The organism is Streptomyces polygonati (genome assembly GCF_042650325.1).
Classification (GTDB): Bacteria; Actinomycetota; Actinomycetes; order Streptomycetales; family Streptomycetaceae; genus Actinacidiphila; species Actinacidiphila polygonati.
The window spans coordinates 230,037-253,053 of record NZ_JBHSBB010000008.1 but is presented as its reverse complement, the minus strand read 5'-3'; the positions used below and the strand labels follow the sequence as shown (position 1 = coordinate 253,053).

Genomic DNA, 23,017 nt, shown 5'->3' with positions numbered 1-23,017 from the left:
GTCCGTCATTGGCTGCGGGCACCGTCGTAGGTGAAAATCGCCCCTATGGATCTGCTGACCGCACTGGTGGACAAGGGGCTGCGCCGCGAGCTGCCCACCCGGGACGAGGCGCTCGCCGTACTGGCGACCCCCGATGACGAACTGCTGGACGTGGTGGCCGCGGCGGGCAGGGTACGGCGCCGCTGGTTCGGGCGCCGGGTCAAGCTGAACTACCTGGTCAACCTCAAGTCCGGGCTCTGCCCCGAGGACTGCTCCTACTGCTCCCAACGGCTCGGCTCACGGGCCGACATCCTCAAGTACACCTGGCTGAAGCCGGACCAGGCCGCCGACGCCGCCCGCGCCGGGGTGGCGGGGGGCGCCAAGCGGGTCTGCCTGGTGGCCAGCGGGCGCGGGCCCACGGACCGCGACGTGGACCGGGTGTCCAAGACCATCGAGGCGATCAAGGACCAGAACGAGGACGTCGAGGTGTGCGCCTGCCTCGGTCTGCTCTCCGGCGGCCAGGCCGAGCGGCTGCGGGCAGCGGGCGCCGACGCGTACAACCACAACCTCAACACCTCGGAGGCCACTTACGGGGACATCACCACCACGCACACCTACGCCGACCGGGTGGACACCGTACGGCAGGCCCAGGCGGCCGGTCTGTCCGCGTGCTCCGGGCTGATCGCGGGGATGGGCGAGAGCGACGAGGACCTGGTGGACGTGGTGTTCGGGCTGCGGGCGCTCGACCCGGACTCGGTGCCGGTGAACTTCCTGATCCCCTTCGAGGGCACCCCGCTGGCCAAGGAGTGGAACCTCACCCCGCAGCGCTGCCTGCGCATCCTGGCGATGGTGCGGTTCGTCTGCCCGGATGTCGAGGTGCGGCTCGCGGGCGGCCGGGAGGTGCACCTGCGGACGATGCAGCCGCTGGCCCTGCACCTGGCCAACTCGATCTTCCTGGGCGACTACCTGACCAGCGAGGGGCAGGCCGGGCAGGCCGACCTGGACATGATCGCCGACGCCGGCTTCGAGGTGGAGGGCGCGCAGACCCGGACCCTGCCGGAGCACCGCGCCGCCGCCGACTGCGGTTCGCACGTGCCAGGGCAGGCGGGCTGCGCGACGGGCTGCGGCGGGCACGAGGGCGGTGTCTGCGGCTCCCACGAGCCGGCCGTGACCGTGCCCGCGGCGCAGACCGTACCGGACGGGGAGAAGGCGCCGGGCGTCCGTACGGATCTGGTCGCCGTCCGGCGGCGCGGCGCGGGGACGGACCTGCCGCCCAATGCCTGAACCACTGGCCGGCGGCGGGGGTGTCCGGGCCGCCCGGACACCCCTGCCGCCCGATGTGCTGCTCGAGCTGGACCGGCGGCACGTCTGGCATCCGTACGGTCCGATGCCGGGCCGTCAGCAGCCGCTGGTGGTGGAGTCCGCGGCCGGGGTCCGGCTGCGGCTGGCCGCCCCCGCCGAGGGCCGTACCGAACTGATCGACGGCATGTCGTCGTGGTGGTCGGCGATTCACGGCTACCAGCACCCGGTGCTCGACGAGGCGGTACGCGAGCAGCTGTCCCGGATGAGCCATGTGATGTTCGGCGGGCTCACCCATGAACCGGCCGTACGGCTGGCCGCGCGGCTGGTGGAGATCACACCGGAGCCGCTGCGGCACGTCTTCCTCGCCGACTCCGGCTCGGTCTCGGTCGAGGTCGCGGTCAAGATGTGCCTGCAGTACTGGCGTTCGCTGGGGCGGCCGGGCAAGCAGCGGCTGCTGACCTGGCGGGGCGGCTACCACGGGGACACCTGGCAGCCGATGTCCGTGTGCGACCCGGACGGCGGTATGCACCAGCTGTGGTCCGGTGTGCTGCAACGGCAGGTCTTCGCCGACGCGCCGCCGCCCGGCTTCGACGCCCCCGCCGACCCGGCCTACGCCGGGCATCTGCGCGAGCTGATCGGCCGCCACGCGGACGAACTGGCGGCGGTGGTGGTGGAACCGGTCGTGCAGGGCGCGGGAGGGATGTCCTTCCACTCCCCCGAGTATCTGCGGGTGCTGCGGGAGGCGTGCGACGAGCACGACGTGCTGCTGGTCTTCGACGAGATCGCCACCGGCTTCGGCCGCACCGGGCAGCTGTTCGCCGCCGGGCACGCCGGTGTCGCGCCCGATGTGATGTGCGTGGGCAAGGCGCTGACCGGCGGCTATCTGACCATGGCGGCCGCGCTGTGCACCTCGCGGGTGGCCGAGGGCATCTCACGGGGCGAGGTCCCGGTGCTGGCGCACGGCCCGACGTTCATGGGCAATCCGCTGGCGGCGGCCGTCGCCTGCGCGTCGATCGACCTGCTGCTCGACCAGGACTGGGCGCAGCAGGTCAAACGGATCGAGTCGGGCCTGCGGGAGGGGCTGGCCGGGGCGGCCGGCCTCCCCGGGGTGCGCGATGTGCGGGTTCTCGGGGCGATCGGCGTGCTCCAGCTCGACCACGAGGTGGATATGGCCGCGGCCACCCGGGCCGCCGTGCGCGCCGGGGTGTGGCTGCGGCCCTTCCGCGACCTCGTCTACGCGATGCCGCCGTATGTGACCGGGGACGAGGATCTGGCGCGGATCTGCGCGGGGCTGCTGGGGGCCGCGGCGGCCGGCTGAGGCGCCGCGCCATGGGCGGGGGCGGGCCGGAGCCGGCGGGGCCGTATCGTCGGGCCCGAACGCCTGAGGGCCGTAGGCCCGGAAGAGCCGGGAAGCCGGGAAGCCGGGAAGCCGGGAAGCCGGGAAGCCGGGAAGCATCGAGGAAAGGAGCTGAGGTATGGCCATCGTGGTCGTCACCGGGACGGGTACTGAGGTGGGGAAGACGGTGGCAACCGCCGCTGTGGCCGCCGCGTCCCTCGCGCAGGGGCTGAGCGTGGCGGTGCTGAAGCCGGCCCAGACCGGGGTGAGCGGCGGGGCGCCGGGGGACGCGGCGGAGGTGGCGCGGCTGGCCGGGGAGGTGACGGCGGCGGAGCTCGCCCGCTACCCGGAGCCGCTGGCACCGGCCACGGCGGCGCTGCGGGCCGGCCTGGAGACGGTCGGGCCTGAGGAGATCGCGGAGGCGGCGGCCAAGCTGGCCGCCGTGCACGACGTGGTGCTGATCGAGGGCGCGGGCGGGCTGCTGGTACGCTACGACGCCCAGGGCTCCACGCTGGCCGACGCCGCGGCGCTGCTGCGGGCCCGGGTGCTGCTGGTGGCCCCCGCCGGACTCGGGACGCTCAATGTGACGGCGCTGACCGCGCAGGCGCTCCAGGCCCACAAGCTCAGCTGCCTCGGTGTGATCATCGGAAGCTGGCGGGCCGAGCCCGAGCTGGCCGAACGCTGCAACCTCGCCGACCTCCCCGAGGCGGCCGGCGCCCCGCTGCTCGGCGCCCTGCCGGAAGCCGCCGGGGCCCTGTCCCCCGAGACCTTCCGCGTGGCCGCCCCCGACTGGCTGGCTCCGCAGCTGGGCGGCACCTGGGACGCGGCCGCCTTCGCCCGTGCCTACGCGCCGGCGCCCTTCGCGGCGGTGGCCGCCGACGCGTAGGGCGTGCCGGGCCCGGCGCCGGGGAATTGTCGGACCCTCCCGTCATGCTGGGGGACGACAGCCGCTCCCCCGTCGATGGAGACGCCATGGCACCCGGCATGCTCGACCCGCGTTTCAGCGACCCGGCCGCCGCGCCCTCCGGCTGGGAGGAGGTGGAGACGGTGCTGGCCACGGCCGGTACGTACTGGCTGACCACCGTCCGCGCCGACGGCCGTCCGCACGTCACCCCGCTGATCGCCGTCTGGTACGACGCACGGCTGTACTTCACCACCGGCGGCGGCGAGCAGAAGGCCCGCAATCTCGCCGCCAACCCGCGGGTCGCGCTGACCACCGGGAGCAATGCCCTCAAGGAGGGGCTGGACGTGGTGGCCGAGGGCGCGGCCGTCCCGGTCACGGAGCCGGCGCTGCTGGAGCTGCTGTCGGGCGCCTGGGTGGCGAAGTACGGCGAGGAGTGGCGCTTCGAGGTCAGGGACGGCGCCTTCTGGCACGAGGGCGGCGGCGCGGCGGGTGTCTACGAGGTGGCGCCCGCCAAGCTGATCGCCTTCCGCAAGGGCGGGACATACGCCCAGACGACATGGCGGCTCGAATAGGCCCCGCCCGCCGCCCCGCCCCCGTTCCTGCTCCGGCTCCTGGCGCCCGCGAAGCCGCCACCGGTCATTCGGTCCAGGCCCGCAGCTCGGCCGCGATCCGGTCCAGCCCGGCGCCGCCGTCCTTGACCAGCCGGGCCAGTTCCCTGACCTGCTCCGGGGTGGTGGTCACCTTCAGCCCGCAGGCCACCAGATAGGCGTAGGCGACAGCGGTGGCGAAGAGCGCGTTGGAGCGTTCCAGGGCCGGCACATGCAGCAGTAACTGGAGCAGCGCGGCGGCCCGGGTGTGTTCGTCGGGGTACACGGGACGGCCGAAGATCTCAGCCCGGTGCCGGCTGACCGCGGCCACCAGCGCGCCCCAGTCGGTGACCTGCGGGTCGCCCGGCGTGTTGTGCTCGGCGACCATCAGCAGCCAGGCGAGGTCGATCCGCAGGGTCAACGGGGACCGTCACTCCGGCCGCCGAATTCCTCTTCGAAGACCTGCTCGTACCGCCGCATGAAGTCGGCGGCGGCCTGGACGAACGCCCGGCCGTTCTCCCCCTCGTCCTGCTGGACGAGTTCCTCGATGTAGCGGTTCACGCTGATGCCGCGCTGTGAGGCCCGTTCCCGTGCCGTCTCGGCGGTGGCTTCGTCCACCCGCACATTCAACTGGGTCTTCGCCATACCACCACGCTAGCGCCGTGGCGCTAGTAGCGGCAAGAGTGCCCGCTCCGATCGCGGACAGGCCCGGCCGGGGCCCCGGCGGGGCCCGCCTTCCGACGGATACGGTCCGAACGCGTGCGTTCCCCCGGGACCTGGTCGATCATGGGACCGAGGTGTCCGGATGATCGAAGTGCTGCTCCTGGTGGTGGCCCTGCTGCTCACCTTCGCCTGTGGCGTGTTCGTGGCCGCCGAGTTCTCCCTGACCACCGTCGAGCGCGGCGAGCTGGAGCAGGCCGCGGCGGAGGGCGAGCGGGGGGCCGCCGCGGCGCTGGCCGGCGTACGGACGCTGACCGTGCAGTTGTCCGGCGCCCAGCTCGGCATCACCGCGACCGGGCTGATCATCGGCATGCTGTCGGAGGCCTCGCTCGGCAAGCTGCTGCGCGGTCCGCTGCGGGGGGCCGGCGTGTCGAAGTCGGCCGCGTCCTCGCTCGGCCTGGTGCTGGGCACCGTGATTTCGACGGTGGTGCTGATGGTGATCGGCGAGCTGATCCCGAAGAACTGGGCGATCTCCCGGCCGCTGGCCGTGGTGAAGGCGGTCGCCGGGCCGCAGGGGAGGTTCACCGCCGCCTTCGGACCGCTGATCCGCCATCTCAACAACGCCGCCAACCGGGTGCTGCGCCGCATGGGCCTGGAGCCGACCGAGGAACTGGCCTCGACCCGGGGGCCGCAGGAGCTGGTGGCGCTCGCCCGGCACTCGGCGAAGGAGGGGGCACTGGAGGCCGACACCGCCGAGCTGTTCGTCCGCACCCTCAGCCTCGCCGACCTCACCGCGGAGAACGTGATGACGCCGCGGGTCCAGGTCACCGCCCTGGAGGAGCGGACGACCGCCGAGGACGTGGCCAACGCGACCCGGGCCACCGGCCTGTCCCGTTTCCCGGTCTACCGCGAGACCCTCGACGCGGTGGTCGGCACCGTGCACATCAAGGACGTACTGGCGGTGCCGGCCCATCGCCGGCCGAGGCTGCCGGTCACCGAGCTGCTGCGCGAGCCGCTGCTGGTGCCGGAGTCGCTGACCGTCGACCGCCTGCTGGACCGGCTGTCGGGACGGCAGACGATGGCGGTGGTGATCGACGAGTACGGCGGTACGGCCGGGGTGGTCACGCTGGAGGACATCGTCGAGGAGGTGGTCGGGGAGGTCCGCGACGAGCACGATCCGCAGGAGGTGCCGGTGCTGCTCTTCCTGCGCGAGGATGCCGAGGGCCGCCGGATCTACGACGCCGACGGCGCCACCCGGACCGAGGACCAGCTGGAGCGGATCGGGCTGCGTGTGCCGGAGGGACCGTACGAGACGCTGGCCGGCCTGGTGGCGCAGCGGCTCGGCCGGATTCCCGAGCAGGGGGACACGGTGGGCATCGACGGCTGGCGGATCGAGGTCACCGAGGCGGCCGGCCGGCGGGCGGCGCGGGCCCGGCTGCTGTCGCCGCCCCCCGGCGACGAGCCGGCGGAGCCGGGCCGATGACCTTCGTCGAGCTGCTGATCGGACTGCTCACCATCGTGGTGAACGCGTTCTTCGTCGGCGCCGAGTTCGCGATGATCTCGGTGCGCCGCAGCCAGATCGAGCCGCTCGCCGAGGAGGGCGACCGGCGGGCGCACCGGGTGCTGTGGGGCCTGGAGCACCTGTCGCCGCTGCTGGCGGCCGCGCAGCTGGGTGTCACCGCCTGCACGCTGGTGCTGGGCATCGTGGCGGAACCGGCGATCGCGCACCTGCTGGAGCCGGTCTTCCACGCCGCGCACGTCTCGCACGGGGTGGTGCGTCCGGTCTCCTTCGTCATCGGGCTGGTCGGGGCGACCTATCTGCACATGCTGTTCGGCGAGATGGTGCCGAAGAACATCGCGCTGGCCGCGCCGGTGCCGACCGCGCTGCGGCTGGGGCCGCCGCTGGTGGGCCTGACCCGGGCGCTGCGGCCGGCCATCTTCGGGGTGAACACGCTGGCCAACGGCGGGCTGAAGCTGCTGCGCGTCGAGCAGAAGACCGAGGTGGAGGCGGTGTTCTCGGACGACGAGCTGTCCCGGATGGTGGTGGACGCGGGCGCCGCCGGGCTGCTGGACGAGCGGGCCACCGAGCGGCTGCGGGACGCGCTGGAACTGGGCCGGCGGCCGGTCGGCGGGATCGTCCTGCCAGCCGAGCAGGTGGTGCGGGCGCAGCTGGGCATCACCCCGGAGGGGCTGGAGGCGCTGGGCGCCCGGTCCGGCTTCTCCCGCTTCCCGGTGGCCGACGCGGACGGGCGGGTGCTGGGCTATCTGCACGTCAAGGACGCGCTGGACGCCGAACCGCCCGACGAGCCCTTCCCCCGGTCCGCGCTGCGCCCCATCACCCGGGTCGGGGCCGTGACGCCGCTGGACGACGTGCTGACCGCGATGCGCGCGGGCCGGGCCCATCTGGCGGCGGTGGTGGACGACGAGGGGCGGGGCGTGGGCCTGGTGACGATGGAGGACGTCCTCAAGGAACTGGTGGGCCGGGGACGTCCGTAGACCTCGTCGTGCGGACCGCGTTCCGTACCGCCGAGCGGTCGCATAAGATCATCGCGCCATGCAGACGCCCATCACGTACTCCAGCTTCGTCGCGGTCGGCGACTCCTTCACCGAGGGGATGTCCGATCTGCTGCCCGACGGCACCTACCGGGGGTGGGCCGATCTGCTCGCGGCCCGGCTGGCGGCGCTCGACCCGGGTTTCCGCTACGCCAACCTCGCGGTGCGCGGCAAGCTGATCCGGCAGATCGCCGAGGACCAGGTGGACCTCGCGGCGGCGATGGGCGCGGATCTGATCACCCTGGTCGGCGGGCTGAACGACACGCTGCGGCCCAAGTGCGACGTCGACGAGGTGTGCGCGCTGCTGGAGAGCTCCGTGGAGCGGCTGGCACCGGCCTGCAAGCAGCTGGTGCTGATGCGCAGCCCGGTCCGCACCGGTCCGGTCGCCACCCGGTTCCTGCCCCGGATGGAGCAGCTCTTCCGCTTCGTCGGGGAGGTGGCGGAGCGGCACGGCGCGCTGGTGGTCGACCTGTACGGCGCGGGGGTGCTGAGTGACGCGCGGATGTGGGCGGACGACCGGCTGCATCTGACCCCCGAAGGACACGAGCGGGTCGCGGAGGCGGTGTGGCAGGCGCTGGGTCTGCCCGCCGAGGCCGAATGGACCCTCGCCCTGCCCCCGGCGGTGCGCGCCGGGTGGGCGTCGCGGCGCGGCGCGGATCTGCGCTTCACCCGTGAGCATCTGCTGCCCTGGATCGGCCGCCGCCTCACCGGCCGCTCCTCGGGCGACGGGCGTCCGCCCAAGCGCCCGGAACTGCTTCCCTACCGCGACCAGTAGGGCCTGCCCGCCGTCCGGGGTGGCAGGGCCCGAAGATCACCTCGCGGGTGCGGTGTCGCCGGTCGAGGCGAGGGCGCGGCCGCGCGGGCCGGCGACCCGGGTGAGCAGAGGCAGCGTCAGCGCCAGCCAGGCAGCGGCCAGGAGCCAGCCGCCGAGTACGTCGGTGGGCCAGTGCACGCCGAGGTAGACCCGGGTGGCGCCGACGCCCACCGCCCAGCAGACGCAGGCCGCCAGCCAGGCGCGGACCACCGGGCGGGGCGCGCCGCTTCGGGCCGCGCTGAAGACGAGCAGCCCCGCCGCCAGAGCCGTTGACGTGGTGTGGCCGGAGGGGAAGGACGAGCCGCCGGCCACCGTCGCCCAGTCGGCCATCGGGGGTCGCGGCCGGGCGACCGCCGCCATCGCCGCGAGCCGCAGGCCCTGGCCTGTCAGCAGCACGGCGACGGCGGCCAGCGCGGCGGCCACCTCCTGCCGGGGTTCGGCCGACCGCGCGCAGGCGGTCCAGCCGGCCAGCATCGCGGCGACGTACGGCAGCGGGCCGGTGCCGGTGGAGCTGACCAGCAGGGCCAGTTGCCGCAGATCGCCCGGCCGGTGGTCCACCGCCCAGTGGTGCAGGGCGAGATCCGGGCCCAGGGGTGCGCCGCCGCGCGCGGATACGGCGGCGAGGAGCAGCAGGAAGAGAGCGGCGGGGCAGGCGGCCAGCGCCACGGCGCGTCGGGTGGGGCGTCTTGCGATCGGGGTCACCGGGCTCCCGCCCGCTTCTGCGATGCGGTCCGTACGGGGCCGGGAGGACCGGCGGTGGCCGGCCCGGCGGCCTGGAGCCTCGGCGCCGGATCGGCGGGCGACAGGGTCATACGGGGAGCGCCTCCGGTGGATGTGGCCGGTCGGGGACCGTCCCGACGGCCCGACCGTCTACAGTGACGTAGACCTTCTACAAGACTGTAGACGATGGAAGCGGAGAACACCGCCATGGCCGAACCGAACGCCCCGCGCCGGCATTCCGGGGAACTGGAAGCCGCCGTACTGACCGCCCTGTGGGCGGCCGGAGTTCCGATGACACCGGCCGATGTGCGCCGCGTGCTCGGCGGCGCGCCGGCCCGCAACACGGTCGCCACCGTGCTGTCCCGGCTGCACGACAAGGGCACCGTCGCCCGCTCACGGGCCGGCCGCGCCTACGCCTACACCCCCACTCAGGACGCGGCCGGTCTGGCGGCGGCGCGGATGCACACCGAGCTGGACAGGAGGGGCCCGGACCGCCATGCCGTCCTGGCCCGTTTCGTGTCCCGGCTCTCCGCGGACGACGAGGAGTCGCTGCGGCGCCTGCTGGCCGACTTGGACGTCGACGGCGAGGACGGGTGACCGTGCTCGCGCGGCGGCCCGGTCCGCCGACCGCACGCCCTCGCCGGTCATCGCCGGTCACGGCGCCCGGGAGGGGGAAGCGGCACCCGGGCTTATCCGCTCAGCGGGCGGACAGCAGGCTCCGCCCCAGCCAGTCCCGGGTGTCGCGTACCCCCGGCAGGGCGAAGAAGTAGCCGCCGCCGACCGGTGAGATGTAGTCCACCAGCGGCTCGTCGATCAGCCGGGTCTGGGTCGCCTCGAACTGGCGCCGCACGTCCTGCTGGTAGCAGCAGAAGACCAGTCCCATGTCGAGGTCGCCGACCGTGTCGACACCGCGGTCGTAGTTGAAGCCGCGGCGCAGGATACGGGAGTCGTCCGTCTTCGCGGTGCGCGGGTTGGCCAGCCGGATGTGTGCGTCCAGCGGGATCGCGGTGCCCCGCGGGTCGTTGGCGTAGCGCGGCGCGTCGGTCTCCACCGCCCCGTCCAGCGGGGCGCCGGTGTCCTTGCGGCGGCCGAACATCTTCTCCTGCTCGGTGAGCGAGACCCGGTCCCAGAACTCCACCAGCATCCGGATGATCCGGATCACCTGGTAGCTGCCGCCGACGGCCCACGCGGGCTCGCCGAGCGCGTCCGTCACCCAGACCAGCCGGTCCATCTCCCGCCCCGAGGACACGTCCGGGTTCACGATGCCGTCCTTGAAGCCGAGCAGGTTGCGCTGCGCCCCGGCCGGCCGGGGTCCGCTGTGGAAGCCGTCGATCCGCCACTTGATCTGCATCGCGCCCCTGGTGTGCCGGGCGATGTCGCGCAGCGCGTGCAGCACCGTGTCCGTGCTGCCCGCGCAGATCTGGAGCGACAGGTCACCGTGGCTCTCCGCCGGCCGGAGGTTGTCGTTGGGGAAGGTCCGCATCGGGCCCAGGCGGCGCGGCCGGGCGGCGGCCAGACCGTAGCGGTCGTCGAAGAGCGAGGCGCCGACGCCCACGGTGACGGTGAGCGCGTCGGCCGGGACGGTCGGGCCGAGGATGCCGTTGTCCGACGGCGGGGCGCCGACCCCGAGGTCCGCGGGGACACCGCCTTGGGTAAGGAAGCGGGCCCGGTCGGTGATCGTCCTGAGCAGATCGGCCAGTTCCGCCCGGTCGGCGGCGATGACGTCGAAGGAAACGAAGGTCGCGGCCGGCGGGGTGGCCGTGGTGATGCCCGCCTGATGCGCGCCGTGGAAGGGCACCGCCCCCGCCCGGCCGGGTTCGGCGGCCCGCGCGCTGTCCTCGCTCAGCGCCGTCGTCACCGCGATACCGCCGCCGGCCAGCGCCGCGGCCCCGGCGCCCGCGCCGAGCGCGGTCTTCACGAAGGACCGGCGGCCCGCGCCCAGCGGGCAGCTGCCCGGCGTCTCGTCCTCGGTGGCGGGGTCGGGGGCGGCGGGCATCTGCGGTTTCCCTTCCGTACGGCGCGGCTGGCGCTGATCACTGCTCACGGGCCCGCGCATCAGGCGGACTTCCGGATCTCGAGGAGGTCGGGGATCGGTGCGAGGTCTTCCAGCAGCTGTCCCAGGGCGCCGTCGATCCTGGCCCGGGTCATCGGGTCGAGCGCGTCCACCGGGGTCCGGCCGCCGCCCTCGCGGGCGGCGTCCAGCAGCCCCTGGAACCGGGCGATGCCGGCGTCCACCGCGGTCAGGCGGTGCGGGTCGCGGGCGGCGATCAGCGGGCGGAGCACGGCCAGCAGTTCCCTGGTGCCGGCCAGGTTGGCGTCCGCGGTGTCCAGGTTGCTGTGGCTGCCCTCGTCGGTGTCACCGGTCAGCTCGAACTGGAGGGTGTTCTCCAGGATTTCGTGGCTGCGCAGCGGCAGGTCGGACGGATCGAAGGGCTGGGTCGGGAACGCCTTCCGGAGCCCGGTGACATCGCCGCCGAGCCGCTCGGCGTACGGCTTCAGCGCGCGGGCCGGCTCGCCGTGCCACAGGCCGTACTCGATCCGCAGGAAGCCGGTGAAGTCCTTGTCCCCGACGCCGCCGGGCAGGCCGTCCGGGCGGCCGTCGATCCGCGCGTCGAAGTCGGCGAAGGTGCCGTAGGCGGCGCCCAGCGAGGCGTAGGTGCGGTGGGCGCTGAGCCAGTCGGCCCGGGCCGCGGTCAGGTCGCCGGCCGTGATGTCGGCCGTCAGCCGGTCCGTCCGGGCGGCGAGGGTGGTGAGGCCGGCACCGACGTAGGCCCGGTACGCGGCGAGCGGCGGCCGGAGTTCGGACTCGGCGAGCGGGAGGACCGCCTTGGACCTGCCGCCGCCGGTCACCCGTACCGAGGCCGAGGTGACGGCCTTGCCGCCGGTCGGCACACAGCGCCAGGCGTAGTCGCCGCCGCCGACGGTCGCGACCAGATCGCGGGTGGTGCCGGGGGCAAGGCCCTCGATCTCGCCGTAGACCGCGTCGGTCGAGGGGTTGACGAGATAGACCTCGGACGCCCGGCTGCCGGTGTTGTGCATCCGGAAGGTCCGCCGGCCGGGCCGGGGGGCGGTGAAGCCCTTGCCGCAGTCGGACTCGGAGACGGCCACCGTCTGCGCGCCGGCGGGCTTGCCGCCGCCGAGACCCACGATCAGGCCCGCGACGGCGGCGGGGACGACGATCACCGCGACCGGGACCGCCCAGACCGGCCGCCGCCCGCGCGCGGCCGGAGCGGGGCCGCCGGCGGACGGGCGTACGGCGTCGGGCGGGGAGGGTTCGGGAGCTGCGGGGGCGGGGGTGAGGTCGGTCCCGGACTCCGGGGGGCCGGTGGTGGTCAGGGCCGGTTCGGCGGCGGCCCGGGGCGCCGGTCGGTCCGCGGTCCTCGGGACGGGCTTCCTGACGCCGTGGACGAAGAGCGTCATCACGACCGCCAGATACGCCGCGTAGGTGACGATTTGAAGCCATGTCATGGTCGGCGTCAGGTTGAACACGCCCTGGACCAGGGTGGCGTACCAGGAGCCGCTGTCGACATGGGCGCTCAGATCGACGGCGTAGGCGCCCTTCCCCGGCAGTACGCCGCCTTCCTGGAGGTCGCGCAGGCCGTAACCGAGCACACCCGAGGCGATGACGATCAGGACGACGCCGGTCGCGGTGAAGAACTTAGCCAGGTTGATGCGCAGCACCCGGCGGTAGAGCCCCCAGCACAGACCGGCCGCGAGCACCAGGCCGGTCCCGGCGCCGGCCATCGGCCCCGAGGACTCGCCGGCCGCCCTGGCCGTCGTCCACAGGAAGAGCGCGGTCTCCAGCCCCTCCCGGCCCACCGCGAGGAAGGAGGTGGTCACCAGCATGCCGACGCCCATGGTGAGCGCGGCGGTGACCTTCTGCTTGATCTCCCCGGACAGGTGGCGGGCCGAGCGGCGCATCCAGAAGACCATCGCGGTCACGAAGGCGACGGCCACCACGCTCAGGGTGCCGCCGAAGGCCTCCTGCGCCTGGCCCGAGAGATTCGCCGCGGTGAAGGTGAGCACCGCGCCGAAGCTCAGGGCCATGGCGATCGCCGCCAGTACGCCCGTCCACACCTGCGGCAGCCGTGACTTGGCGTCGGCCCGGACCAGCGTGGCCACGAGGATCGACACGATCAGACCCGCCTCAAGCCCCTCCCGCAGCCCGATCAGGAAGCTCGGAAACGCGTCGTCCCACATGCCGCGCTCTCCCCGATGGAGGTAGGTGTGCCTTGCCTTCATTAGCGAAGGCATACCTTAGTCAATCGGTCCCAGAAGTGTCTACACGACTGTCGTCACGGGGGAGCCGGGACCGGACCGCGCGACGGCGCCCGTCCCACCGCGCACGGACCATGACCACCCGTCCGGGCACCCTTCACCCGAACGACCCCTTGCGGATGTCGCGTACGGGCATCCGGGACAGGCTGGACGCCATGCGGCCTCACAGGCTCAAGCCGGGGGTGGCGGTCTTCTGCCTCGCCCTCCTCATGTCCTGCTCCGCGCCCGAGCAGCACCCGCAGGAGTCACGGCACCGCGCGGTCGCCCTCCTGCACCGGGCGGCGCTGCGGCCGGTCGTCGTCGGGCGGACGGCGTGGCACGCGGACGAGCGGGCGGTGCACTCCGAGCCGCAGTACGACGACTCCGTCAAGGCGGTGTTCGTGCATCACACGGACCACCCCAACGACTACGACTGCACGGCCGATGTCCCCGCCATGCTGCGGTCGATCGAGGAGCACCACATCCACGACATGGGGTGGGACGACATGGGCTACAACTTCGTCGTGGACCGGTGCGGCGGCATCTACGAGGGGCGGGCCGGCGGGGTCGACCGGGCGGTGCGGGGAGCGCACACCGAGGGCTTCAACGCCCACACCGTCGGAATAGCCGCTCTCGGGAGCTTCGGCGAGGGCGAGAAGGTGCCGGGTGCGATGCTGCGGGCCGTCGCCTCGATAGCGGCGTGGAAGCTCGACCCGGGCATCGACCCGAGGGGCCGGGTGCGGCTGGTGTCCAGCAACGACGAGAGCCGCTATCCGAAGGGCACTTCGGCGGATCTCCAGGTGATCTCCGGCCACCGCGACACCTTCGAGACGGACTGCCCGGGCGACGCGCTCTACGCGGCGCTCCCGCTGGTGCGGAAGGCCGCCGCCGCGCTGCGGGAGAAGGCCACCTGGTGAACCGTCCGGCCCCGGCGGCCTCAGTGCCGAGCGGTGTGCCCGGTGCTGTGCCCGGCGGTGTGCCCACCGGTGTCCCCGGCGGCGTGGTGGGCGAGCGAGGCGTGCGGGTCACCGCCGTGGGTGGCGTGGTCGGTGTGCACGGTGGCGGCCGTCAGACGGGGAACGGCGTGCATGAGGGCGTGTTCGGCGGCGACCGCCAGTGAGTGGGCCGCGACGACGCTCTGGTGCGGGTCGACGACGATGTCGGCCTCGGCGCGCAGTGTGTGCCCGATCCAGCGCATCCGCACCTGCCCGGTGCCGAGCACGCCGTCGACCTCGCGCAGCGCGGTCTCGGCGGTACTGACCAGTGCGGGGTCGACGGAGTCCATCAGCCGCCGGTACACCTCGCGGGCGGCGTCCTTGAGCACCAGCAGGATCGCGACGGTGATCAGCAGGCCCACGACCGGGTCGGCCCACCGCCAGCCGAGGGTGGCGCCGCCCGCGCCGAGCAGCACCGCGAGCGAGGTGAAGCCGTCGGTACGGGCGTGCAGTCCGTCGGCGACCAGGGCGGCCGACCCGATGCGGCGGCCGGTCCGGATACGGTGGCGGGCGACCCATTCGTTGCCGGCGAAACCGGCCAGCGCGGCCACCGCCACCGCCCACAGGTGGCTGACGTCGTGCGGGTGGAGCAGCCGCTGCACCGCCTCGTACGCCGCCAGCGCCGAGGACGCGGCGACGGTGAGCACGATGGCGATCCCGGCCAGGTCCTCGGCCCGGCCGTAGCCGTAGGTGTAGCGCCGGTTGGCCGCCCGGCGGCCCAGCACGAAGGCGACGCCGAGCGGGAGGGCGGTCAGCGCGTCGGCGGCGTTGTGGATCGTGTCTCCCAGCAGGGCCACCGATCCGGACAGGGCCGTGATCACCGCCTGGACGAGCGCGGTCGCGCCCAGGACGCCCAGCGACAGCCACAAGGTGCGCATGCCGTCGGCGGAGGTCTCCATCGCGGAGTCGACCTTGTCCATCGCCTCGTGGCTGTGCGGCCTCAGCAGGTGCGCGAGCCGGTGCCGCAGCGGCGCCCGGCGGCCGCCGGGGTGCCGGTGCGCGCCGTGCTCGCCCTCGCTGTGGTGGTGGCCGTGGCCGTCGCCATGCTGATGCCCGTGCTGATGCCCGTGCTCACGGCTGGGCTCGTGACCGTGCTCATGGTGGGGTGTGCGACCCGGTCGGTGAGTGTGCCCGCTGGCGTCCATCCGACTACCGTCCCACGTGAATCCCCTTGCGGCTATTGCCGTGGTACGGCCTCTGACCAGGTGCGACGCACTCGCAATTGCGAGAATGCCGCCGCCCGGCGGCGAGGGCGGTCGACCCGGGCCGGACTCGTCCGCTCACGGCCGGGCCGCGCCGCGTGGGAGCGGTGCGACATAGCCGTGGTAGCCGGGAAAGGAGCGTGAGTCCGGCAGTGTGACGACGTGCCAGGAGCGCGCGTACGCGGGCGGCCGGCCGAAGGCGGGGACGAGGACCGCGACCGGCCGGGCGCGGGCGGCGGCGAGCAGGCCGGCCAGGGTGATGCTGCCGTCCGAGCCGCCGATCTGCCGGGAGGCGCAACCGGTGTAGTAGGCCATGGGCACGGCGTGTTCACCGGTGAGCACGCAGGGCGGGCGGACCCCGGCGGCGTGCAGCCGGGCGGCGACCGCGTCGTAGGCGACCCGCATGGCGTGATTGGCGCGGACGTCGGCGGCCGTGGTGGCGAACTGGATCGACAGGTGGCCGCACAGCGCGACGGTGACCAGCCCGATCAGCGCCGGGCGCCACCGGCCGACCGGCGCGGTGACCAGGGCCCACAGACAGGAGGCGACCGGCAGCGCCAGCAGCGCGTACGCCGGCAGCAGGAATCGCGGGGCCGCGTAGCCGACCCGGAACAGGTAGGGCAGCGCCGTGAAGGACGCGACCAGCAGCGGCAGCAGCGCCGTGCTCCGCCGCCCGGCCCGTACCGACGCCACCAACCCGCCGGCCGCCAGGAAGGGCAGCGCGAACCACCACAGCGAGGTGACCTTGCCCCGCCAGGGGACATCGCACGGGCGGCACAGCGTACGGCCGTTCAGCGCGCGGATCTGGTCGTCCACCGCGAAGTTCCAGCCGGTGCCGCCCTGGATCTCGCTCGCCCGGTCCAGCCGCGCGGTCAGGCCGCCGTAGCGTACGTACGCCTCGACGACCCACTCGGCGCAGCCGAGCACCAGTCCGGCCGCCAGAACTCCCCACAGCAGCGGTCGCCGGGCGCGCCGGAAGAACAGCGCCACCAGCGCCAGCGGCGCCACCAGCCACACCGCGTCCAGCGGCCGCATCAGACCGGTCAGGGCGACCGCCGATCCGAGCCCGGCCACCGCCCACCGGTCGGCGGGGTCCCGGACCGCGCGCAGGAAGCAGCCGGTGGCCGCCAGCGCCCCGAAGGCGGACCACAGATTGGGCATCACCTGCGGGCCGTAGTAGACCGTGATCCACAGCGTGGCGAACAGTCCGCCGGCCAGCGCGAGCACCGGCGCCGGCATCAGGGTGCGCCACACCCGCAGCGCGATGAACAGCGCGGTGGCCGACAGCACCGCCATCCACACCCGCAGGGCGACGGTGGAGGTGGTGAACCCGGCGACGGGCGCGGCCAGGAAGGTGATGCCGCGGGCCCGGGGCGCGCTGAAGAACGCCGCGGGCAGCGAGCGGCTGACCTGGCTGGTGTAGACGGTCTCGTCCCAGCCCAGTCCGCTGCCCGGGGCCACCACCGCCAACTGGACCAGGCAGAAGGCGACACAGACCGCGGCCGGCCAGGGCACCGGCCGGCGCCCGGCGGACCGCTGCGGTGCGCGCGCTGGGGCGGGAGTCCCCGCCGACGTTTTCTGATACATAGTGGTGAATGTCAGCCTAGGCGCACCCCGCTCGATCGTCGGTGAGACACGGCCGTCCGGATACGGAACCGGGGGCCGATTCCCGGCCGTCCGGCCGCCGTCGGCGTAGCCAGGGCCCCTTCTCCCCGGTCTCCAGCAGGGTCGCCGGGGCGGTCGCCGCCGCTCCCGCGGCCCCTCCCGTCCCAACCGGCCCGGCCACGGGTCTTGACAGAACCGGGATCGGATTAAAGCCTATGGCAACGTTGTCATTTGAGCCGCGGCGAGCCGCATGCTCCGTTGGGCTCACATGGGATTGGACCACCTGCACATGTCGAATCAGTCCTCGCACCCCTCCCGTCGGGCGATCGTCGCCACCGGTTCCACCCTGCTCGCGGGCTTCGGCCTCGGTGTCGCGCTCCCGGCGAGCAGCTCGGCGGCCGAGCCCAAGGGCCCCGGTGGCGGCTCCTCCCCCGGCGAACTGGCCGCCTACCGCCCGATCACGGTGTCGTCCACCGACTACGCGCCCACCCCGGGCGAGTTCGTGGTCGACAAGGTGAACTCGGTCGGGGTCCGGGGCACCGGCTGGCGCGCCGCCGACGGCGATCCGCAGTGGATCTGCGTCGACTTGCAGGCGGACTGCGAGGTCGAGTCGGTGCGTCTCACCTTCGAGGCCACCGTGAGCGACCCGGTGTTCGTGCCCTCCACCGGCGGCGACCCGTGGGACGGCACGACGGGCCAGGAGATCCTGTCCAGTTGCGCGGTGGACTTCGTGGTCGAGTCGTCGCGGGACCAGCGCTCCTGGACCAGCCTGTACCGGACCACCTCGGGTACGGGCGGCGTCACGCGGATCGACCTGGCCGAACCGGTGGTCGCGCGCTGGGTGCGGATGACCGTGCGCAAGCGGTCCAACGCCAACCCGCTGGGCCTGAACGGCTTCGAGGTGTTCGGCACGGCGCGCGGCCACCGCCCGGCCGCCACCGGCTGGACCGACTGGGGCACGCACGACCACCGGGCCCCCGCGCTCCAGGTAGCCGCCGACGGCACGGTGCCGCTGGAGTCGGGCTGGACGCTCACCATGGACGACTGGGCCGGCGGCGAGGGCGCGGACCTGTCCCGGCCGGCCGTGGACACCAGCGGCTGGCTGCCCGCCACCGTCCCCGGCACCGTACTGACCACACTGGTGGACCAGGGCCGGCTGCCGGACCCGGTCGCCGGGCTGAACAACCTCCGGGTGCCGGAGGCGCTGTCCCGCCACGCGTGGTGGTACCGGCGCGACTTCCGGCTGCCGAGCGGCCTGAAGACCGGCTCCGGCCGCCATGTCTGGCTGGAGTTCGACGGCGTCAACCATGAGGCCGACATCTGGCTCAACGGCCAGCGGGTGGGCGGTCTGACGTATCCCTTCGCCCGCTCCGCACACGATGTGACGGCGCTGCTGGCCGCGGGCGGCGAGCAGGCGCTGGCGGTGAAGATCACGCCGATGCCGATCCCCGGGAGTCCCGGTGACAAGGGACCGGAGGGCCTGTCCTTCGTGGACGCCGGCGCCGAGGTGATGAACCGCAACTCGCCGACGTATCTGGCCGCTTCGGGCTGGGACTGGATGCCGGCCGTGCGTGACCGCGTGGCCGGCATCTGGAACCATGTGCGGCTGCGCTCGACCGGCCACGCGGTGATCGGCGACCCCCGGGTGGATACCGAGCTCCCCGATCTGCCCGACACCGGCACCGCCGAGCTGACCGTCGTGGTCCCGGTGCGCAACGCCGACTCCGCCGACCAGCGGGTCACCGTCGCCGCCTCCTTCGACACCGTGCGGGTGTCGCAGACGGTCACCGTGCCGGCCGGCGGCAGCGTCGAGGTCACCTTCACCCCGGACGCCTATGAGCAGTTGCGGCTGCGGAACCCGAAGCTGTGGTGGCCCAACGGCTACGGACAGCCCGACCTGCACGACCTCACGCTGACCGCCTCGGTCGGCGGCCGGGAGAGCGACCGCCGCACCACCCGTTTCGGCATACGCCAGTTCGGCTACGAGTACGCCGTGCCGCTGCCCTTCACCGCCGGCAGCGACGCCTACACGCAGTCGCTGGACCTGGGCGCCCGCCAGGCCCGCTACGTCCGGGTCAACTGTCTGACTCGCGCGACCGGCTGGGGCTCGTCGCTCTGGGCCCTGTCGGTGTTCGACAGCGCCTCGCCCAACACCGACCTGGCGCTGCACAAGACCGCCACCTCCTCGACGGTGGACGACCCGGCCGACCAGCCGGGCAACGCCACCGACGGCGACCCGAACACCCGTTGGTCCTCCTCCTTCGACGACAACCAGTGGATCCAGGTGGACCTGGGCTCCTCGGTCGCCTTCGACCGGGTCGACCTGGTCTGGGAGCAGGCGTACGCGCAGACGTACGTGGTGCAGGTCTCCACCGACGGCTCGGTCTGGACGGACGCCAAGTCGGTGGACAACACCGCGGTGCCGCTGCCGTTCAACGCCGGTGACGCGAGCTTGCAGACCGAGGACTTCACCGCTCGTACCGCACGCTATGTGCGGATCAGCGGCGGTGCGCGGGCGACCAGTTGGGGCAACTCGCTGTGGAGCCTCGCGGTCATCGACAGCGCCTCGCCCAGCACCGACCTGGCGCTGCGCAGGACCGCCACCGCCTCGACCGAGGACCCGTCCAACCCCGCCGCCAACGCCACCGACGGCAACCCCAACTCCCGCTGGTCGTCGGAGTATCTGGACAACCAGTGGATCCAGGTGGACCTGGGCGCCCCGGTGTCCTTCGACCGGGTGGTCGTCGTGTGGGAGGCGGCCTACCCGAAGACCTATGTGATCCAGGTCTCCGACGACGGCTCGGTGTGGACCGACGTCAAGACGGTGGACAACACCCCGGACCCGCTGAAGATCAGCGTGAACGGCGTGCGGGTCTTCTGCCGCGGCGGCAACTGGGGCTGGGACGAACTGCTGCGCAGGATGCCCGCCGCCCGGATGGACGCGGCGGTGCGGATGCACCGCGACATGAACTTCACCATGATCCGCAACTGGGTGGCCTCCAGCAACCGGGAGGAGTTCTTCGCCAGTTGCGACGAGCACGGCCTGCTGGTGTGGAACGACTTCCCCAACGCCTGGGCGATGGACCCGCCGGACCACCAGGCGTACAACGACATCGCGGCGGACACCGTGCTGCGCTACCGCGTCCACCCCTGCGTGGTGGTCTGGTGCGGCGCCAACGAGGGCAATCCGCCGGCCGCGATCGACAACGGCATGCGGGACGCGGTGCAGTCGCAGGCGCCCGGGGTGCTCTACCAGAACAACTCGGCCGGCGGCATCATCACCGGCGGCGGCCCCTACGGCTGGATCGACCCGGAGCGCTACTTCTCCCCCACCACCTACGGCAGCGGAAGCTTCGGCTTCCACACCGAGATCGGCATGCCGGTGGTGTCCACCGCCGAGAGCACCCGCAACATGGTCGGGGACGAACCGGAGTGGCCGGTCGGCGGTGCCTGGTACTACCACGACTGGAGCACCCAGGGGAATCAGGCCCCGCAGAACTACCAGGCCGCCATCGAGGCCCGGCTGGACACCGCGGGCGGGCTGGACGACTTCACCCGCAAGGCGCAGCTGGTGAACTACGAGAACACCCGTGCCATGTTCGAGGCGTGGAACGCCAACCTGTGGAAGGACGCCAGCGGCCTGATGCTCTGGATGTCCCACCCGGCCTGGCACAGCACCGTGTGGCAGACCTACGACTACGACTTCGACGTCAACGGCACCTACTACGGGGCGCGCAAGGCCTGCGAGCCCCTCCATGTCCAGGCCGACGGCGTGGACTGGCAGGTGATCGCGGTCAATCACACTCCGCGAGGACTCAAGGGCGCGACGGTGACGGCCCGGGTCTTCGACCTCGGCGGCCGGCAGGTCGGTTCCACCCGGCGCGCGGCGGTGGACGTCGCCTCGTCCGCGACCACCGAGGCGTTCACGGCCGGCTGGACGGACGCGCTGCCCGACTTCCACCTCCTGCGGCTCGGCCTGGAGGACGGCAAGGGCCGGGTCCTGTCGGAGAACACCTACTGGCGCTACCGGGAGACGGCCGACATGCGGGCGCTGAACAGCGCCAAACCGGTGAAGGTGTCCTCGGCTATCGGCCGGGTGACCCGGTCGGGGGCGCGCCAGGAACTGACCGCGACGGTGACCAACCGAGGTTCGGCGGTCGCGGCGATGGTACGGCTGGCGCTGCTCGACGACCGGAGCGGTGAGCGGGTGCTGCCGACGCTGTACGGCGACAACTACCTCTGGCTGCTGCCCGGGGAGTCACGTACCGTCACCCTTTCGTGGCCTGCCGAGGCGCTCGCCTCGGGCCGCCCCGCGCTGCGGGTCGAGGGCTACAACGTCGCCCGGACGGTGACTCGGGCGTAGCCGCCCGTCCAGCGGGAAACCGCTGGTCGTCCCCCCGGCCGGCCGGCCGGGGGACGGACCGGGACGCCTGGCCGGCGACCGGACCGGCCCCCGGAACTCCCCGGCCGGGGCCGGTCCGTCCCGCGGTCGGGCCGGATCGACCCGGTGTCGCGGTCCGGTGTCGATCATCGCCCGGTTACGGTGGACGGGTGAGCAGAGCGCGGCGGGCGGAGACCGGGGAACCGACGCCGGACGAGAAGTCCGAGGACGGCGCGGGTGCGCGGCCGACCAGGCTCCCCCTGATGAAGCGGCTGGCCCTGGGCGTCTCGGGCGGCCTGCTGCTGGTGGTCGGGGTGGCCCTGCTGGTGCTGCCGGGGCCGGGGCTGCTGCTGGTCCTGGCCGGGCTCATCCTGCTCTCGCGCGCGGTGCCGGCCGTGGCCCGCTATGTCGAACCGGTCCGGGTGCGGGCGATGCTGGCGGCCGAGGGCAGCGTGGCCTCGCGCTGGCGGATCGCCGGCTCGGCCGTGGTCGGCCTGGCGCTCGTGGCCGCGGGCGTCGTCTGGGGGGTGGCGGTGCTGGACTGGCTGCCGGCCACCGGTTGGACGACGGGGGCGAGCCTCATCTTCTCCGGTGTCATCGTGTTCGCCCTGCTGGTCTGGAGCTACCGCCGGGTCCACCGCTCCCGGCCCCGGTCCTGACATCCCGGGCCGGCCGGTCGGGAGCGGGTCAGCGGGAAGCCGGGCCGTCGGCCGCGCGCAGCCGTTCCGCGTCGCACAGTCGCGGGCAGGTCCCGCAGGTCTCGGCCGGCCGGATCGTGTAATGCAGGCAGCAGCCGAGCCGGGTACGGGTCGGGAGCCTGCGTCCCTCCCGGTCCGCCAGATGGCGGAAGTCGGCGCCGCCGGGGAAGGGCGCGACGGGTCCGGGGAGCAGTTCCCCGGCCGCCAGGACCGCCTGTTCCTCCTCGCCGAGGGCGCGTCCGAGGTGCCAGACGCCGGACACCAGATCGTCGCCGGCCATCCCCCACAGCGCGCGGGCGCCGCGGCGCAGCCGCGGGCCGAGTGCGCCGAGCAGCGGTCGTACGTGGTCGGCCACCGCCGACCGGAGCTCGGCGCGCAGGGCGTTCTCGTCCGGCAGGACGCGGATTCCGGCCTGTCCGGCGAATCCGGCCTGTCGCGAAAGCCTGGCCGCCGGGTCCCCGGGCAGGCAGGCGAAGTCCGCGGGGACGACCGCGAATCGCCCTGTCGCCGGATCGATCCGCAGATCGCGCGGGCGCAGCCGCGGCACGCGCCGCTGGAGGTACCAGGGCCCGCTCATCATCAGGCAGACCGACCAGAGGTAGCCGTGCAGCGCGCGGGAGGCGACGACATCGGGGCGGGCGGTGCGGCCGTGCCGGTCCCGGATACGGGTCGCCTCGGCGTCGAGCCAGGCGTCGAGGACCGCGCCGTCGGCCGCCAGCCGCTCACCGTCCACCCAGCCCCGGCCGACCGGGGCGCCGGGCGAGGTCACCCGGAGTTCCAGCGCGGGGCAGAGCTCGACCAGCCGTCGGTACGCCGGGGCCAGGAGGGCGACGGGTACGACCGCCGGACCGGCAGGCGCGGATGGCATGGCCACAGGCACAACTGCTCCTTGTCGTCGAGAGTCGCCGAGGCGAACTCGATTAGGTAAGGCTGACCTCATCATGACGGAGATCATTCGCGCCAGTCGGGACACGCGCCGGGGCGAATTGACAGGCTTAGGTATGCCTAACCTAGGCTCGCCCTA

At 73.5% G+C, this 23,017-nt stretch carries 19 protein-coding genes; 11 read left to right on the top strand and 8 right to left on the bottom strand.

The genetic code is table 11. The annotated features are described in order from the left end of the window. The first annotated feature begins 45 nt into the window (after nucleotides 1-45). From bioB to ACFO3J_RS09715, 4 genes are all read left to right on the top strand, one after another. Nucleotides 46-1,263, top strand: coding sequence for a biotin synthase BioB (gene bioB, locus ACFO3J_RS09730; RefSeq protein WP_386428113.1), 1,218 nt, complete (start codon nucleotides 46-48; stop codon nucleotides 1,261-1,263). Then, nucleotides 1,256-2,599 carry an adenosylmethionine--8-amino-7-oxononanoate transaminase gene (locus ACFO3J_RS09725; RefSeq protein ID WP_386428110.1) on the top strand — a complete coding sequence of 448 codons (1,344 nt, stop codon included), beginning with the start codon at nucleotides 1,256-1,258 and terminating at the stop codon, nucleotides 2,597-2,599. Before bioB ends, ACFO3J_RS09725 begins: the two co-directional genes overlap by 8 nt. A gap of 157 nt (nucleotides 2,600-2,756) precedes the next feature. Then, nucleotides 2,757-3,503 carry a dethiobiotin synthase gene (bioD, locus tag ACFO3J_RS09720; protein ID WP_386428108.1) on the top strand — a complete coding sequence of 249 codons (747 nt, stop codon included), beginning with the start codon at nucleotides 2,757-2,759 and terminating at the stop codon, nucleotides 3,501-3,503. An 86-nt stretch (nucleotides 3,504-3,589) separates the two neighbouring features. After that, nucleotides 3,590-4,093 (top strand): pyridoxamine 5'-phosphate oxidase family protein, encoded by a 504-nt coding sequence (locus ACFO3J_RS09715; protein ID WP_386428107.1) that lies wholly within the window; start codon nucleotides 3,590-3,592, stop codon nucleotides 4,091-4,093. 64 nt (nucleotides 4,094-4,157) lie between these two features. Here the strand turns inward: ACFO3J_RS09715 and ACFO3J_RS09710 are convergent, their stop codons facing one another. Further along, nucleotides 4,158-4,529 carry a fic family toxin-antitoxin system, toxin component gene (locus ACFO3J_RS09710; protein ID WP_386428105.1) on the bottom strand — a complete coding sequence of 124 codons (372 nt, stop codon included), beginning with the start codon at nucleotides 4,527-4,529 and terminating at the stop codon, nucleotides 4,158-4,160. Continuing rightward, nucleotides 4,526-4,753 carry an antitoxin gene (locus ACFO3J_RS09705; RefSeq protein WP_386428104.1) on the bottom strand — a complete coding sequence of 76 codons (228 nt, stop codon included), beginning with the start codon at nucleotides 4,751-4,753 and terminating at the stop codon, nucleotides 4,526-4,528. The genes ACFO3J_RS09710 and ACFO3J_RS09705 overlap by 4 nt, the downstream gene beginning before the upstream one ends. A gap of 160 nt (nucleotides 4,754-4,913) precedes the next feature. Between ACFO3J_RS09705 and ACFO3J_RS09700 the strand changes: the two genes are divergently transcribed. From ACFO3J_RS09700 to ACFO3J_RS09690, 3 genes are read left to right on the top strand one after another with little or no spacing between them, the layout of a single operon-like run. Continuing rightward, complete coding sequence (locus ACFO3J_RS09700) at nucleotides 4,914-6,251, top strand: hemolysin family protein (RefSeq protein ID WP_386428101.1); 1,338 nt, start codon at nucleotides 4,914-4,916, stop codon at nucleotides 6,249-6,251. Next, entirely contained in the window at nucleotides 6,248-7,264 is a 1,017-nt protein-coding gene (locus tag ACFO3J_RS09695; protein ID WP_386428099.1) for a hemolysin family protein, read from the top strand. Before ACFO3J_RS09700 ends, ACFO3J_RS09695 begins: the two co-directional genes overlap by 4 nt. A gap of 58 nt (nucleotides 7,265-7,322) precedes the next feature. After that, nucleotides 7,323-8,096 (top strand): SGNH/GDSL hydrolase family protein, encoded by a 774-nt coding sequence (locus tag ACFO3J_RS09690; RefSeq protein ID WP_386428097.1) that lies wholly within the window; start codon nucleotides 7,323-7,325, stop codon nucleotides 8,094-8,096. Nucleotides 8,097-8,132: 36 nt separating this feature from the next. Here the strand turns inward: ACFO3J_RS09690 and ACFO3J_RS09685 are convergent, their stop codons facing one another. After that, nucleotides 8,133-8,837 (bottom strand): phosphatase PAP2 family protein, encoded by a 705-nt coding sequence (locus tag ACFO3J_RS09685; RefSeq protein WP_386428096.1) that lies wholly within the window; start codon nucleotides 8,835-8,837, stop codon nucleotides 8,133-8,135. 204 nt (nucleotides 8,838-9,041) lie between these two features. Between ACFO3J_RS09685 and ACFO3J_RS09680 the strand changes: the two genes are divergently transcribed. Then, nucleotides 9,042-9,452 carry a BlaI/MecI/CopY family transcriptional regulator gene (locus tag ACFO3J_RS09680; protein WP_386428094.1) on the top strand — a complete coding sequence of 137 codons (411 nt, stop codon included), beginning with the start codon at nucleotides 9,042-9,044 and terminating at the stop codon, nucleotides 9,450-9,452. 100 nt (nucleotides 9,453-9,552) lie between these two features. Here ACFO3J_RS09680 and efeB read toward each other — a convergent pair whose 3' ends face one another. Beyond that, a complete protein-coding gene (efeB, locus tag ACFO3J_RS09675) occupies nucleotides 9,553-10,851 on the bottom strand; it encodes an iron uptake transporter deferrochelatase/peroxidase subunit (protein WP_386428093.1) in 1,299 nt (432 codons plus the stop codon). A gap of 59 nt (nucleotides 10,852-10,910) precedes the next feature. Continuing rightward, a complete protein-coding gene (gene efeU / locus ACFO3J_RS09670; protein ID WP_386428304.1) occupies nucleotides 10,911-13,055 on the bottom strand; it encodes an iron uptake transporter permease EfeU in 2,145 nt (714 codons plus the stop codon). 233 nt (nucleotides 13,056-13,288) lie between these two features. Between efeU and ACFO3J_RS09665 the strand changes: the two genes are divergently transcribed. Then, nucleotides 13,289-14,029, top strand: coding sequence for an N-acetylmuramoyl-L-alanine amidase (locus ACFO3J_RS09665; RefSeq protein ID WP_386428091.1), 741 nt, complete (start codon nucleotides 13,289-13,291; stop codon nucleotides 14,027-14,029). A gap of 20 nt (nucleotides 14,030-14,049) precedes the next feature. Here ACFO3J_RS09665 and ACFO3J_RS09660 read toward each other — a convergent pair whose 3' ends face one another. Together ACFO3J_RS09660 and ACFO3J_RS09655 are read right to left on the bottom strand one after the other, a co-directional pair. Beyond that, nucleotides 14,050-15,252 carry a cation diffusion facilitator family transporter gene (locus tag ACFO3J_RS09660; protein WP_386428089.1) on the bottom strand — a complete coding sequence of 401 codons (1,203 nt, stop codon included), beginning with the start codon at nucleotides 15,250-15,252 and terminating at the stop codon, nucleotides 14,050-14,052. 135 nt (nucleotides 15,253-15,387) lie between these two features. Next, nucleotides 15,388-16,824, bottom strand: coding sequence for a hypothetical protein (locus ACFO3J_RS09655; protein WP_449343642.1), 1,437 nt, complete (start codon nucleotides 16,822-16,824; stop codon nucleotides 15,388-15,390). 379 nt (nucleotides 16,825-17,203) lie between these two features. On the opposite strand from ACFO3J_RS09655, the gene ACFO3J_RS09650 reads away from it, so the two are divergent. Both ACFO3J_RS09650 and ACFO3J_RS09645 read left to right on the top strand, forming a co-directional pair. Next, nucleotides 17,204-21,277, top strand: a complete 4,074-nt coding sequence (locus tag ACFO3J_RS09650) for a discoidin domain-containing protein (RefSeq protein ID WP_386428086.1) — start codon at nucleotides 17,204-17,206, stop codon at nucleotides 21,275-21,277. A gap of 188 nt (nucleotides 21,278-21,465) precedes the next feature. Further along, nucleotides 21,466-21,954 (top strand): PGPGW domain-containing protein, encoded by a 489-nt coding sequence (locus tag ACFO3J_RS09645; protein WP_449343641.1) that lies wholly within the window; start codon nucleotides 21,466-21,468, stop codon nucleotides 21,952-21,954. A 28-nt stretch (nucleotides 21,955-21,982) separates the two neighbouring features. On the opposite strand, the gene ACFO3J_RS09640 is transcribed toward ACFO3J_RS09645, so the two are convergent. After that, a complete protein-coding gene (locus ACFO3J_RS09640) occupies nucleotides 21,983-22,861 on the bottom strand; it encodes a (2Fe-2S)-binding protein (RefSeq protein ID WP_386428299.1) in 879 nt (292 codons plus the stop codon). Nucleotides 22,862-23,017: the final 156 nt, after the last annotated feature.

What these genes read in the sequence shown, in the direction of transcription:
- ACFO3J_RS09660 (WP_386428089.1), bottom strand. Translation starts at nt 15,252, where the DNA reads ATGGACGCCAGCGGGCACACTCACCGACCGGGTCGCACACCCCACCAT.
- ACFO3J_RS09650 (WP_386428086.1), top strand. Translation starts at nt 17,204, where the DNA reads ATGTCGAATCAGTCCTCGCACCCCTCCCGTCGGGCGATCGTCGCCACC.
- ACFO3J_RS09680 (WP_386428094.1), top strand. Translation starts at nt 9,042, where the DNA reads ATGGAAGCGGAGAACACCGCCATGGCCGAACCGAACGCCCCGCGCCGG.
- ACFO3J_RS09705 (WP_386428104.1), bottom strand. Translation starts at nt 4,753, where the DNA reads ATGGCGAAGACCCAGTTGAATGTGCGGGTGGACGAAGCCACCGCCGAG.
- ACFO3J_RS09725 (WP_386428110.1), top strand. Translation starts at nt 1,256, where the DNA reads ATGCCTGAACCACTGGCCGGCGGCGGGGGTGTCCGGGCCGCCCGGACA.
- bioB (WP_386428113.1), top strand. Translation starts at nt 46, where the DNA reads ATGGATCTGCTGACCGCACTGGTGGACAAGGGGCTGCGCCGCGAGCTG.
- efeB (WP_386428093.1), bottom strand. Translation starts at nt 10,851, where the DNA reads ATGCCCGCCGCCCCCGACCCCGCCACCGAGGACGAGACGCCGGGCAGC.
- ACFO3J_RS09665 (WP_386428091.1), top strand. Translation starts at nt 13,289, where the DNA reads ATGCGGCCTCACAGGCTCAAGCCGGGGGTGGCGGTCTTCTGCCTCGCC.
- ACFO3J_RS09640 (WP_386428299.1), bottom strand. Translation starts at nt 22,861, where the DNA reads ATGCCATCCGCGCCTGCCGGTCCGGCGGTCGTACCCGTCGCCCTCCTG.
- efeU (WP_386428304.1), bottom strand. Translation starts at nt 13,055, where the DNA reads ATGTGGGACGACGCGTTTCCGAGCTTCCTGATCGGGCTGCGGGAGGGG.
- ACFO3J_RS09690 (WP_386428097.1), top strand. Translation starts at nt 7,323, where the DNA reads ATGCAGACGCCCATCACGTACTCCAGCTTCGTCGCGGTCGGCGACTCC.
- ACFO3J_RS09700 (WP_386428101.1), top strand. Translation starts at nt 4,914, where the DNA reads ATGATCGAAGTGCTGCTCCTGGTGGTGGCCCTGCTGCTCACCTTCGCC.
- ACFO3J_RS09695 (WP_386428099.1), top strand. Translation starts at nt 6,248, where the DNA reads ATGACCTTCGTCGAGCTGCTGATCGGACTGCTCACCATCGTGGTGAAC.
- ACFO3J_RS09715 (WP_386428107.1), top strand. Translation starts at nt 3,590, where the DNA reads ATGGCACCCGGCATGCTCGACCCGCGTTTCAGCGACCCGGCCGCCGCG.
- bioD (WP_386428108.1), top strand. Translation starts at nt 2,757, where the DNA reads ATGGCCATCGTGGTCGTCACCGGGACGGGTACTGAGGTGGGGAAGACG.